At 36.3% G+C, this 13092-nt stretch carries 11 protein-coding genes; 9 read left to right on the top strand and 2 right to left on the bottom strand.

Features of this window, described 5'->3' with window-relative positions:
* Positions 1-9 precede the first annotated feature (9 nt).
* Positions 10-729 carry a SapC family protein gene (locus AC0L5Q_RS13765; RefSeq protein ID WP_473609666.1) on the top strand — a complete coding sequence of 240 codons (720 nt, stop codon included), beginning with the start codon at positions 10-12 and terminating at the stop codon, positions 727-729.
* A 100-nt stretch (positions 730-829) separates the two neighbouring features.
* Here AC0L5Q_RS13765 and AC0L5Q_RS13770 read toward each other — a convergent pair whose 3' ends face one another.
* Both AC0L5Q_RS13770 and cynS read right to left on the bottom strand, forming a co-directional pair.
* Positions 830-1642 (bottom strand): formate/nitrite transporter family protein, encoded by an 813-nt coding sequence (locus tag AC0L5Q_RS13770; protein ID WP_473609669.1) that lies wholly within the window; start codon positions 1640-1642, stop codon positions 830-832.
* Positions 1643-1679: 37 nt separating this feature from the next.
* The gene (cynS, locus tag AC0L5Q_RS13775; protein ID WP_473609673.1) at positions 1680-2129 is read right to left on the bottom strand and encodes a cyanase; all 450 of its coding nucleotides are present in this window, start codon (positions 2127-2129) and stop codon (positions 1680-1682) included.
* A gap of 341 nt (positions 2130-2470) precedes the next feature.
* On the opposite strand from cynS, the gene AC0L5Q_RS13780 reads away from it, so the two are divergent.
* From AC0L5Q_RS13780 to AC0L5Q_RS13815, 8 genes are all read left to right on the top strand, one after another.
* Positions 2471-4321, top strand: coding sequence for a sigma-54 interaction domain-containing protein (locus AC0L5Q_RS13780; RefSeq protein ID WP_473609677.1), 1851 nt, complete (start codon positions 2471-2473; stop codon positions 4319-4321).
* A 125-nt stretch (positions 4322-4446) separates the two neighbouring features.
* A complete protein-coding gene (locus tag AC0L5Q_RS13785; RefSeq protein WP_473609681.1) occupies positions 4447-6090 on the top strand; it encodes a diacylglycerol kinase family protein in 1644 nt (547 codons plus the stop codon).
* A gap of 182 nt (positions 6091-6272) precedes the next feature.
* Complete coding sequence (locus AC0L5Q_RS13790) at positions 6273-7196, top strand: mechanosensitive ion channel family protein (RefSeq protein ID WP_473618308.1); 924 nt, start codon at positions 6273-6275, stop codon at positions 7194-7196.
* A gap of 30 nt (positions 7197-7226) precedes the next feature.
* A complete protein-coding gene (locus AC0L5Q_RS13795) occupies positions 7227-8093 on the top strand; it encodes an MlaA family lipoprotein (protein ID WP_473609684.1) in 867 nt (288 codons plus the stop codon).
* A complete protein-coding gene (locus AC0L5Q_RS13800; RefSeq protein ID WP_473609688.1) occupies positions 8093-10501 on the top strand; it encodes an efflux RND transporter permease subunit in 2409 nt (802 codons plus the stop codon). The genes AC0L5Q_RS13795 and AC0L5Q_RS13800 overlap by 1 nt, the downstream gene beginning before the upstream one ends.
* 247 nt (positions 10502-10748) lie before the next feature.
* Positions 10749-11300 (top strand): BON domain-containing protein, encoded by a 552-nt coding sequence (locus AC0L5Q_RS13805; protein WP_076420688.1) that lies wholly within the window; start codon positions 10749-10751, stop codon positions 11298-11300.
* Positions 11301-11430: 130 nt separating this feature from the next.
* A complete protein-coding gene (locus AC0L5Q_RS13810) occupies positions 11431-12423 on the top strand; it encodes a GGDEF domain-containing protein (protein WP_473609693.1) in 993 nt (330 codons plus the stop codon).
* Between the two features lie 271 nt (positions 12424-12694).
* The gene (locus tag AC0L5Q_RS13815) at positions 12695-12997 is read left to right on the top strand and encodes a hypothetical protein (protein WP_473609697.1); all 303 of its coding nucleotides are present in this window, start codon (positions 12695-12697) and stop codon (positions 12995-12997) included.
* Positions 12998-13092: the final 95 nt, after the last annotated feature.

Here is a 13092-nt window from a genome sequence, read left to right on the forward strand (position 1 = left end):
GAGATAAAGATGACAAAAAATACTATTGAATTACTCGATACGGTGAAGCATCGTAATATTAAAATTAATACATTATTAGTTGATGTTCCTGAGAATCAGATCAATACAGCTTACGTAACTGTAGGTGAGTTAAGTACACTTGTTCACGAGTACGCTATTTTTATAACAAAAAACCCTAATACTGGGCAGTTTCTTATGAATGCTTTATTAGGTATAGAATCAGCTGAGAACCTTTATATACAAAAGAATGTTTGGCAAGCAAGATATTTACCTCTTGAAATATTACGTAGGCCTTTTCATGCGATACTTTCAGAAGAAGGTGACTTTTCTGGTGGTCGTATTGCTTTGGATGTCGCTAATCCGCTAGTTCAAAAAGAGTTAGGTGAAAAAATATTTGATGAAAAAGGGCAAGCTACAGGGTATTTACAACGTATTCAAAATACTTTTGCTCAGCTAATGGCAGGCACGCAGCAAACGAATAAAATACTAGAAGCATTATCTAAATATGATTTATTAGAACCTATAACATTAGAGCTTGATTTAGGGGCTGAATTTCCTTCTAAAATGAATGGATTATACACTATCAATAAAGACAATTTAGCGAAGTTGAGTGGTGAAGCACTTGAAGATTGCCATCAAAAAGGGTTATTGCAAGTATGTCATTTAATAATGAGCTCAGGCGCACATGTTGAAAAGCTTGTTCGTTGGTCTAAAGAAAAGCATTTGTAGATGAACTTCTAAGAATAAAAAAGGCTTCGTAAAGTTAATTACGAAGCCTGAAACTGCTAAATACTCATTTGTATTAATAACATGCTTTTAATAAAGCGCCTTACGAAAGTTTACGCTCAGGCGATGTTTTAACATGCGTTAAATAAAGAGGTAAACCGACTAATAATAACCCACCCGCTAAATTACCTAAAACCGTCGGAATTTCATTCCACAATAAATAATCGTAAACGGTAAAGTCGCCACCCATTATCATAGAAAACGGGAATAAAAACATATTCACAATAGAATGCTCAAAACCCATAAAGAAGAACAGCATAACAGGCATCCACATAGCGGCCATTTTAGCACCGGCAGAAGTTGAAATCATCGCGCCAACCACGCCCATAGACACCATCCAGTTACACAACATACCGCGAATAAAAATCGTTAACCAACCACCAATACCATGTTCTTGATAGCCTAAGGTTCTCGATTCACCGATTGAAGCGACTTTAGCAGCAATAGCACCACCATCAGCCGAATAACCATAGGTTAAAATAAACGACATAAAGAAAGCGGTGGTCATCGCACCGGCAAAGTTCCCCACAAACACCAAGCCCCAATTGCGCATAACGCCGCCAAAGGTAACACCAGGTCGTTTATCCAATAAGGCTAAAGGCACTAACGTAAACACACCGGTTAATAAATCAAACTTCATTAGGTACAACATAATAAAGCCAACAGGGAATAAACAAGCGCCTAAAATAGGGCTGCCAGTTTTAGTGGCTACGGTAATAGCAAAAATAGCGGCTAAGCCAAGAATAGCGCCAGCCATAAAGGCACGAATAATAGTGTCTTTGGTAGACATGTAAACTTTCTGCTCACCAGAATCGACCATTTTGGTTACGAATTCACTGGGTTCAATATAAGCCATGATTATTTCTCACTTAATTTAGTTTTATTATTAATGGTTAGTAAGTTTTGTAAGGTAAAAACTTCCCGCTTAATAGAATTTGAACCCTATCGCCGTTCTCGTTAGGTTCTCGTTTTAAGTCCATATTAAAATCGATAGCACTCATGATGCCGTCGCCAAATTCTTCATGAATAAGTTCTTTAAACGTGGTGCCGTATACGTTAATTAATTCGTAAAAACGGTAAATAAGTGGGTCTGTAGGTACTGCAGTTGGTAATGAACCTTTATATGGAACCACTTGTAGTTGAATAATGGCGTCTTCAGGTAGGTCGAGCACTGCGCCGATTTTTTCAGCTTGATCCGCTGTTAATGTCATCTGGCCTAGCAAAGCGGCTGTTGTCCATTCTTTACTTAAACCGATTACTTCTGCTAAATCTCCCCACGAAACTTTTTTATAAAGCTTTTGAGTCACAATTAATTCGGTTACTTCGTTGCGTGTCATCGTCATGGTATTTCCTCGCTAAGTTTAAAATATGTATTGTTTGAATTTTTACCTAGATGCTTTTATTGATGCGTTGCACTTATTTAGAGCAAAACTCTTGAAATGCTATTAGCTTGGCTAATTTTTTCAAACATAAAACAAACCGTTAACCTGATATAGCGATAACTGTGCCATAGCATTTGTTTTTCTATTCATTTGATTGTTAAGGTAAAAAATTAAAAGTCATTGATTTTGAAGTCAACGATATTTCGTTGATAACGATTTTTCGTGGTTCGAGTAACGATAATTCGTTGTTTGGCCTAACAATTGTATAAATGACTAAGAAGTAATACTGAGGTATAAAGAAAATGCGAGATCATTTGTTTAGCAACGCCCCCACAGCCATGTTGTTAATAGACCCAACTAATAACCAAATTTTGCAAGCCAATAGCAAAGCCAAAAGGTTATTTGCTTTAAATAATAATAACTTAAAAAACTATAAGGTCACGCAGTTCTTTCATGAATGTTTAGAGCAGCTGATACATTTTACTCAGCAAGTACTTATTCAAAAAGATGCATGGTCGAGCGATTTAAGCATTAAAGTGAACAGCGAGATTATCCATTTAGAAATCAACGCAACGCAGATTGATGAACATATATTAATGAGTTGCCAAAAAAGTGTAGAAAGCTTTGCTCGTTATCATCAGGCCATTGTTGAATCTAATTACCAATCAGGTTTAGCGCATTGGCGTCAAAACGAAACCGCTTTTGAAGAAATAGAACGACAAAATCAGCTGTTATTAACCGCGGTAGGCGATGGTATTTATGGTGTTGACGATCAAGGCAATACAACCTTTGTAAACCTAGCGGCAGAAAAAATAACGGGATGGAAAAGAGAAGATATTATTGGTAAAAAAATGCATGAAGTGATTCACCATACTTATCCTGACGGAAGTCATTACCATGCGCACGATTGTCCTATTTACGCGGCATTTAACGACGGTGAAATACATAGCGTTGATAACGAAGTGTTTTGGTCAAAAGAAGGGAAACCTATCCCAGTAGAATACACTAGTACGCCAGTAACTGAACACGGTATATTAATTGGTGCGGTGGTAATTTTTAGAGACATTACCGAGCGTAAACGTATTCAACAAAAACTACTTAATGCTATGGAAGAAGTTGATTCATTAAAGCGTCGACTAGAAATGGAAAATGCTTATTTATTAGAAGAGCTAAACGCCGATTTTAATCATCACCAAATTATTGGGCAAAGTGCTCAAGTGCAGCATATGGTACAACAAATTGAATTAGTTGGGCCAACCAACGCCAACGTGTTAATTATTGGCGAATCGGGCACAGGTAAAGAACTTATTGCTCGAGCAATACATGAAGTAAGCGAACGTAAAGCGCGGCCACTTATTCGTGTTAACTGTGCGGCTATTCCTGCTGATTTATTTGAAAGTGAATTTTTTGGCCATGTAAAAGGAGCTTTTTCAGGTGCAATATCTGATCGAATAGGGCGCTTTGAATTAGCTGATGGAGCCACTATATTTTTAGATGAAGTGGGCGAAATACCGATCCAGTTACAAGGTAAATTACTGCGAGTTTTGCAAGAACAACAATACGAAAGAGTTGGCGACTCTCGTACACGAAATGTTGATGTTCGGGTTATTTCTGCCACCAATCAAGACTTAAGAGCCCTGATAAAAGAAAACAAATTCAGAGAAGATTTATACTATCGGCTTAATGTATTTCCTATTCAATCCCCAGCGTTGCGTGATCGTATCGACGACTTACCGCTACTCGTTAAACACTTTATTAATAAGGTGTGCCGACGTATTAACAAACCACAGCCTAAAGTCTCATTAGCGCAAATGCAGTTGTTAGAACAATACACGTGGCCGGGCAATATACGCGAGTTAGAAAATATAATTGAACGACAAATAATTTTAGCTAAAGGCGATAAAATAACCTTCGATATTTTAGCCAAGCAAACTAACAATATTCAGGTGCCAGTAAAAACAGTAGCGCTATCAGAACTCATGAGCGCAACACAACATAAAGCATTAGAAAAAAGTAATATTGAAAAAGCGTTACAGCAATGCAAAGGTAAAATTTATGGTAACGACGGCGCGGCAGAATTACTCGGTTTAAAACCAACAACACTCTCCTCTAAAATAAAGAAGTATGAGATCAGTCGACATGGGTTTATGTAAATATTACAAAAAACAATAAACAAAGATGGTAGACTTTTTATATTAGTATTACTTATCAGTAACTTACCGTGTGGTCTAGTACTTGCACCTTATTGAATATCGATTCTTAATAAAGGAACATATTCATGGCTATTCATTTTTATTATATTGCCTTAACGCTAATTTTTGCTGTATTGGGCTACTACAGTACATTTTTCATCTCATTTATTTTTTATTGGGCAAGTGCTTCGTTTTTAATTATCTCAACTGCTTATTTAATAAAGCAGCCAGAAATTTTTAGAAAAAACAGTGATGGCAGAATTCCTCTCTATATCAACATTCTATTATGGCCTTTTATTTCAGGCGTTTATGTTTATAACGCGGTTGCAAGACGTTTAGATAAAACCGATAAAATGCACAAAATAGATAAAGGTTTATACGTTGCTACTCGGTTAAACACGCAAGATTTTACCTCAGCTAATATCACCAATATTCATGCGATTGTAGACATGACCGCAGAGTTTAGTGCTTTAGATTGGGGGGCTTCAGCATTAGCGCTAGACTACTTAAATGTGCCAACGCTTGATCATCAAACACCAAATATTGAGTCTTTACGCGAAAGTGTTACATGGATCGATAATCATATTAAGCAAGGGCATAACGTTGTTGTACATTGTGCTTTAGGAAGAGGGCGCTCGGTATTTGTTGCAGCAGCTTATTTGTTAGTTAAATACCCTAAGCTAACGGTAAGAGAAGTACTAGAAAAAATAACCCAAGTACGTACCCAAGCAGGGTTGAACCCTTCACAGCTCAAGCAGTTAGTAAAGTACCGTGAAAATAATGAAATAGAAATTTATCCTAGCGCATGGTTAATTGTGAACCCTGCTGCAGGCGGCGGAAAATGGAAAAAAAACCAAGATAAGGTTATCAATCAGCTTTATAAACATTTTTCACTTACCATTAAAGAAACCACTTTAGAGCTGTCAGCTAAACAATTAACCCAACAAGCGTTATCAAACAATATTAAAACGGTTATTGCTGCAGGTGGCGACGGTACATTAAGAGAAGTTGCCGAGCAAGTGGTGAATAAGCCAATTAATTTTGGTTTTATCCCTATGGGAACAGCCAATGCGTTAGCTCATAATTTATATGGTCATCTTTCTAAAATTAACCCTGTAGAGCTAGCGTTATCGCATTTATGTAGCAAGCAAACCATTAAAATAGATACAGCAACCTGTAATGGAAAAACCGTATTGTTATTGGCTGGCATTGGTTTAGAACACGACATGATCAATTATGCAGACAGAGGTGTAAAAGACGACTTAGGACAATTTGCCTATTTAAGTGGCTTTTGGAAAGCTTACACCCAAGGCAGAGCTTACAAGCTTAATGTCGCGTTCGATAATAACTCTTTTGAAGTTATAGATACCACGAGCTTTATCGTGGCTAATGCAGCTCCCTTTACGAGTGTGCTTGCTCAAGGCAATGGCACGCCTAACTGCCAAGACGGTTTTCTTGATGTTACTTGGATTAACACGATAGAAAATGGTAGCAATAAACTGATGGGGTTGGGCGAGCTTATTTCAGCAGGCTTAAATATAAATAGCTCCAGTAACGCTAATAGTGAATTAACGTCTGTAGATCAAAACATACAAACTCAACGAGTTAAGAAAGTTACTATTAAAAGCGACGAGTTGATTAACTATGTGATTGACGGTGAATTATTTAATAGCGAAGAACTGGTTATTGATATTAATCCTAATGCCTTAACCACGTTTTTAAAACAGTAATAGTATGAAATTATCATAATGAATAACTAACAATTTATTTTGTAAAATTTACTCTATAGGGACATAAAGATAGTTTGAAATAAAATAAATCACTTATACATCAATAACCTATGTTTAGGCGTAAATGTTGCAACATCCATAATATTATTTTGATCGTAGAGGTAACTATGGATTTATTAAACATGGAGCTATTGAATGTAGATAAATATTGGGAGCTTATTGGAAGCAAACTCAGTCGCTGGTTAGAAACAGGTGTACAACACATACCTAACTTAATTGTTGCGCTTGTTTTTATTATCTTCTTTTCTTTTTTTGTACGTATAGCGGGCAAGGTTATACGTAATGTTTTAAGGCGTACATTCGATTCTCGACAAATAGCTGATTTATTATCCGCTATTATAAAAAGCTGTTTAATCATGCTGGGTATCTTTATATGCTTAGACTTTATCGGCTTAAAAGGTACCGTAACCTCGTTACTTGCTGGTGCAGGTATTATCGGCCTTGCTATTGGTTTTGCCTTTCAAGACATGACAGAAAACCTTATTGCTGGCATTGTGATGGGCATCAGAAAACCCTTTAAAATGGGCGATGTTATTGAAGCTAATGGTGTATTTGGTAGCGTTCAAACCATTAATTTAAGAAACACACTGGTTGAAACTTTTTCGGGTCAAATCGAAGTTATTCCAAACAAAATATTATTTCGTAATATTTTAACTAACTTTACTATTTTGGGAAGGCGGAAGGTCGAAGTACCCGTATCTATATCTTATGCCGATGACCCTGATGAAGCGGCTAATGTTATTGTTAGCGCATTAAATAAATGTGATTTTGTTATTAGAAAAAATGAAACCGCTGTTTTCGCTGAAAGCTTTGGCGACAGCGCTATTAATCTGCTAGTTTGGTTCTGGATAGATTACCCCGGCGAACCAGGTTATATGGCGGCTAGGCACGGGGCTATCTCTAGTATAAAAAAATCATTAGAAACAGCAGATATCTTAATTCCATTTCCTATTCGAACACTCGATTTTGGTGCTAAAGGCGGTAAAGAGCTAAGCACAGTATTAACCGAACAATTTCAAACAAAAAATCAAAAAAGCGAATCTTAATCATAATTTCTACATAACTAAGGGGGCAACATGTTAAAAGCTCACAAGAATAATGTTTGTGGTGATGTTTACGTAAAACTTATATACGTAGGTATGGTGTTTTGTTTTTTACTGTTAACTGCATGCTCATCAACCGAATCGATAAATCATAAACAAAACCTAGCTGTAACTCATAGTGTTCAAACGGCTGAAGTGCAAAAAGGGCCGTACGAAACCGAGGTGATGAATCAACCCAGCGTTGTCAGTTACACGGCTCCTGAAGATCCACTAAGATTTATTAACGAACCTATTTTTTCTTTTAACAACGCGGCGTACGAATATGTACTAAGCCCAGTAGCGGCGGGTTATGAAAAAATAATGCCTGAAGTGATTGATCAAGCCATTACTAATTTTTTCTACAATCTGCGCGAACCCCTTTACGCCTTAAATCACTTACTACAGGGTAACTTTGCTGAAAGTTGGGAAAGCATAAAGCGTATCATTATTAATAGCACGGTAGGCATTGCAGGGCTATTTGATGCCGCTGACGACTTAATGGACATAGAAAGAAACAAAACAACCTTTGGTAATACATTGCAATCTTATGGTGTGGGTTATGGCGCTTATATTGTTTTACCTTTACTTGGGCCGTCAGACTTTAGAGACACAGGTTCATTAACATTCAATTATTTTACTCATCCATTAAATTTTATTAATGATGAAAGTGCCGCTCAGCAATTATTAATAGTTGATGGTGTGCACGAGCAAGTTCCGGTGTTATCAAATTATCCGAAAGTGCTTGAAAACGTTGATAACCGCTATGAATTTGTTCGCAATTTATATATGCAAAACGTACAACGTGATGGACAAGAAATACGTAAAGAAGCCTTTAGCGTAAACAATAAAGGTGGCAAGTAATGTTTAAATTTTCTTTAAAAACCTCTGCGTATTTTATATGTATCGCTTTTGCCGTAATTACAGTGGCGTTAGCTTGGCAAGCGAAAGATTTTGAAATTAACGCCTCGGCAGATACTTTATTAGTTGACGATAATAAGCACTTTATTGCGACGCAACTTGCCGACCAGCGTTATGGTTCAGAAGAGTTTATTCTTATTGCTTATCAGCCTAAAACTGAAAGTGTTGTTGACGAAAAAACGTTACAAGCGGTTTCCGAAATAGGTAAAAAAATAGCGACTATTACACGTGTTAAAAAAGTAAATAGCATTGTAAATGTGCCTATTTTTACTGCGGCTAAATCGTTTATTGCTGAGGTAAACACCTTAACGTGGGAAGAGCAAAAATTTTCTAAAAATACGCTTTTACTCAGCTTAAAAAATCATCCCCTTTACGAAGATTTATTAATTAATAAAGAGCAAACGGCTTTATCGTTACAAGTTGTTTTTAAAGCTGATCCTGAACTCACACGCATTAATAACGACATTATTGATATTAAAAAGCACGTATTAACACGAGAGCTTTCTAAAAAAGAGCGAACTCAGCTTAATCAATTAAAAGATCAAAGTGCTCAACTCAATAAAAAATTAGAAACAAAACGTATTAGCGAAATTGAAGAAATACGTTCGATATTAAAGCCTTACCAAAACACAGGCGACTTTTATTTAGGTGGTAATAACTTACTTACGTACGAACTGATCAAAATAATACAAAACGATTTAGTGCTGTTTGGCTCAGCTATTTTTTGTTTAATTGTAATTATTCTTGCGTATTTATTTCGTCAAGTAAGTTGGGTGTTACTGCCTATCATTGGCTGTGCATCCAGTGTGGTTATTACGGTAGGTTTATTAACGGCGCTGGCGTTTAAAGTTACCGTTATATCAGCCAATGTATTTGCACTCCAAATCATTTTGTCGCTCGCCATGATCATTCACTTAATTGTGCATTACCAAGAGCTCGTGAAAAAGCATCAAGACTGGTCGCATCAAGCACTAGTCATAGCGACAATAAAACAAAAAATTAAGCCGTGTTTTTTTGCCGGCCTAACCACCACTATTGGTTTTGGTTCGCTTATTTTTAGTGGTGTACAGCCTGTTATTAGTTTTGGTTGGATGATGGTTGTTGCCATGCTGGTTAGCTTTATTGTGAGCTTGGTGTTTTTCCCTGCATTACTTATCGCTTTTTTTAATAAACAAACCTACGTGACCGAACACAAAGTGGTTGAAAAAAGTATGCAATGGTTTGCTCGTACGGTTATTCATAAACCTAAGCGCATTGTGGTGAGTTCGGTATTGCTAACGGTAATTGGTTTAGGCGGTTGTTTGTTATTAACGGCAGAAAATAGCTTTTTAAATTACTTTGACGAGTCTACCGATGTACGCAAAGAATTAACTTTTATCGACCAGCAATTTGGTGGTTCTACGCCATTCGACCTTTTGTACAATATTCCTGAAAACGAAACAAAAACCGATTTAGTTATTTCAGCCGATACCGTAAAAACCATTACGAACATTCAAAACATGTTGGTAAAAAACGAAGCGATTGGCGCCATAACATCGGTTGCTGACTTTACTAAAATAGCCCAAGTGGTTAATGGTAAACCGTTAACCGAATACGAGTTAACGGCATTGTATAACAGCCTGTCGCCTGACTTACAAAAAGACCTTTTTGGTGCGTATTTCTCTGAAAGCGATAATCAAGCACGTATTTCAATGCGAGTGCAAGACAGCACCGAAGGATTAAACAGGGCAGACCTACTGGCAAATATTCATAAAGAATTAAACACATTAGGCGTACAAAAAGATCAATACACATTAACCAGCTTATTCATATTGTACGAAGACATACTATCGCGCTTAGTTAATTCGCAAATTGTTACGTTAGCCATTGTGTACGGTGCAATGGCAATAACGTTAATGATCATATTTTCATCTTTTAAAGTGGCGATTATTGCCCTGATCCCTAACTTTATAACAACAGCCGTTATTATGGGAGTAATGGGGATTTTTTCGATACCACTCGATTTAATGACCATTACAATAGCAGCCGTCGCGATGGGGATCTCGATGGACGATACCATACATTATGTGCATCGTTATTTGGCCGAATTAAAAAGCAGTAACAACGACAATATCGACACCGAGAACAAACCGAACATTGTGCTAAAAACCAATAGTTCGGTAGGTTATGCACTTATCTATACCACCACGGTTATTGTTGTTGGCTTTGGCTCACTAGTATTCTCAAACTTTGTTCCTAGTATGTTGTTTGGCTTACTTACCAGTATCGCCATGATAGTCGCGTTAGTGACCGACATTACTATTTTACCTGTGCTTTTAAAAAAATATGTTAATGCGCAATCAGGTAAATAGAACTTGATGATGTAAGTAAAGCTTAGTTCGGCTCAAGTAATTCATTAAACGCCATTGTTGTAGCAACAATGGCGTTTTTATTTATCTAGTAAATACGAATGTAACTTTTACATTATGGCTTGTAAAAAGCGCTATAAATAATAACCTAACAAATCGCCAAAAATTAAATATCCTTTAAAAATCAATTTGTTATGGTTTGGCATGATAGTCGCAACAGTTAAAGTGAATTAATTTAAAGGAGAATATTATGAAAAACTCAATTCGTTCTATTGTTACAGTAACGTTATTAACTCTTGGTTCAACTGCAGCTTATGCAGACAACACATGGGAAGATAGATCTAAAGATGCATGGTTAGACGGTAAAGCCGAAAGCACTTTACTATTTAACGGTAACTTAAATTCCTTTGATATAAACACAGACGTTCAAAGTGGCGTTGTTATTCTTACTGGTAAGGTTGATAGCGAAGTAGATAAAGCCTTAGCTGGCGAGTTAGTTGAAAGCTTAGAAGGCGTAAAGTCAGTAGAAAACAAGCTTACCGTACTAGAGAAAGACAACGGTGAAGACGCGCAAATTTTAGTGTCGTTAACCGACTCGAAAGTTGAAGCGGTTGTTAAAACCAAACTGTTACTAGAGTCAGAAGTAAGTGGTACTAACATCGAAGTAGAAGTTGAAAACGGTGTAGTAACACTAATGGGTGAGGTGGATTCAGACAGCGCTAAAGAATTAGCCGTAGCCATTGCTACCAATACTAAAGACGTTAAGTCGGTTATTAATAAATTAGAAGTTGCATTAAGTTAATTTATTAAGCTTTTTAAAAAAGCACACTTCGGTGTGCTTTACTTTATTTAATGCTAAACCCAATACAACTATTCGTGATGAAGCTGATATAATGAGCAAGCGAACATTTTTACATTAAGGAGAATATAAAATGAAACGCCAAGCTTATTTAAAAGAGGATGTTTATCAATTGTCATCTACTCAAAAAAAACTGCATTTAGTATCAAGCACTGAAACTAAAACAAAGTTAACGCTATTGTTAGTGCACGAGTTTGAGCAGCAGTTAAATCAGTGGGTTGATATTTTTGATAATGATTACACCGTAAAAACGGCAGTTGATGCCATAGGTGCTTTAAAAATAATTTTAGATGAGAAAATTGATTTAATTCTATCATCTACCCATTTACCCGACATGTCAGGATTAGACGTGTGTAAATTTGTCAAACAACACGTTACCACCCAACATATTCAAGTTATTTTTGTGAGTGATCACTACAGCGAATTTGAAGAAGAAAAAGCCTTATCATTAGGCGCAATTGACTACATATCAAACGAAACAGGTTCTAATATTTTATTTAAACGTGTAAAAAATCACATGAAATTAGTAAAACGCAGTAAAGAGCTTGAGCAGGTTTCCAAAACCGATGCACTAACGGGTCTAGCCAATAGAATGTCGTTCGACACACAATTAAAAGAAGAATGGCAAGCCGCTATACGAGGCGAAAGTTCAGTTGCACTTATTATGATTGATATAGACAACTTTAAGTTTTACAACGACGAATTTGGCCATGTAAAAGGTGATGAATGCTTAGCACAAGTGGCACAATGTTTAGCCAGCACTAAACACCGTTCTAAAGACTTTGTAGCCAGATTTGGCGGCGAAGAATTTGTTATGTTATTGCCTTTTACCGATTTAGAAGGCGCGAAAAAAATCGCTAAAAATATTGTTGAGTCAGTTAACAACTTAAATATTCTTCATTCACCGAAAGCGCAACATCGCAATGTAACCATTAGCGCTGGCGTTACAGCCTATTCTCCAACCTATAAAAACAAAGCCGATTTAAACCCGTCAGACTTTATTAAAAAAGCAGATATAAAACTGTATCAAGCCAAAAAATATGGCCGCAATAAATACTGTTTTTAAGGTAAGTCATAAAAAAAACAGTAAACAATAATTAATAGAACACATCTAGAAATCCCCTCCAGCAGATCACCTCATTATATTTAGCTTGCCCATTAATTACATGGGTAATGCTGAAACCAATATTATGCCCTCGTAATCATCAGTTAAGTTTTTAAGCTTGGTAATTTATCAGATTGAATTTACTGTGATTTCTGGTAAGTTGTTAGATATGGAAGTGGGCGTTGCATTGAAGCGTTTATATAAGTTGTTGTGTGTCTAAGGAATTTCGACTATGGATTGTCCAAAGTGTAAAGAAAAAGCGATCAAGTTTACTGATTGGATTCGAGCTAAAAATGCATTCTCAACAAGCTGCACTAGCTGTGGTATTAATTTGAAAGCTAATAATTTTGTCTATCTCAACTTTATAATAACTTTACTCGTTATGTGCTTATTATTTCCTTATGTTGAAGATGTTTTAAGTTATTTAGATATACACATTGAAGTTTCAAAATTTAAGATTGTAGTTTTGCTACCTGTTATTTTTATTGGAGGTGTTTTAGGCTGGTGTTTTGGCGGGTACAAAGTTAAAACTTAACATGTTATTACAAAGGAAGGTGGTTGGCTTTTACTTCTTCGTTTCTAAGATTAGCTAACAAGTTTTTTGATTAACAATATTGTATAAGTCATAGG

It is taken from the genome of Pseudocolwellia sp. G5-9, assembly GCF_055808995.1.

What these genes read in the sequence shown, in the direction of transcription:
- AC0L5Q_RS13765 (WP_473609666.1), top strand. Translation starts at nt 10, where the DNA reads ATGACAAAAAATACTATTGAATTACTCGATACGGTGAAGCATCGTAAT.
- cynS (WP_473609673.1), bottom strand. Translation starts at nt 2,129, where the DNA reads ATGACGATGACACGCAACGAAGTAACCGAATTAATTGTGACTCAAAAG.
- AC0L5Q_RS13790 (WP_473618308.1), top strand. Translation starts at nt 6,273, where the DNA reads ATGGAGCTATTGAATGTAGATAAATATTGGGAGCTTATTGGAAGCAAA.
- AC0L5Q_RS13770 (WP_473609669.1), bottom strand. Translation starts at nt 1,642, where the DNA reads ATGGCTTATATTGAACCCAGTGAATTCGTAACCAAAATGGTCGATTCT.
- AC0L5Q_RS13795 (WP_473609684.1), top strand. Translation starts at nt 7,227, where the DNA reads ATGTTAAAAGCTCACAAGAATAATGTTTGTGGTGATGTTTACGTAAAA.
- AC0L5Q_RS13815 (WP_473609697.1), top strand. Translation starts at nt 12,695, where the DNA reads ATGGATTGTCCAAAGTGTAAAGAAAAAGCGATCAAGTTTACTGATTGG.
- AC0L5Q_RS13785 (WP_473609681.1), top strand. Translation starts at nt 4,447, where the DNA reads ATGGCTATTCATTTTTATTATATTGCCTTAACGCTAATTTTTGCTGTA.
- AC0L5Q_RS13810 (WP_473609693.1), top strand. Translation starts at nt 11,431, where the DNA reads ATGAAACGCCAAGCTTATTTAAAAGAGGATGTTTATCAATTGTCATCT.
- AC0L5Q_RS13805 (WP_076420688.1), top strand. Translation starts at nt 10,749, where the DNA reads ATGAAAAACTCAATTCGTTCTATTGTTACAGTAACGTTATTAACTCTT.
- AC0L5Q_RS13780 (WP_473609677.1), top strand. Translation starts at nt 2,471, where the DNA reads ATGCGAGATCATTTGTTTAGCAACGCCCCCACAGCCATGTTGTTAATA.
- AC0L5Q_RS13800 (WP_473609688.1), top strand. Translation starts at nt 8,093, where the DNA reads ATGTTTAAATTTTCTTTAAAAACCTCTGCGTATTTTATATGTATCGCT.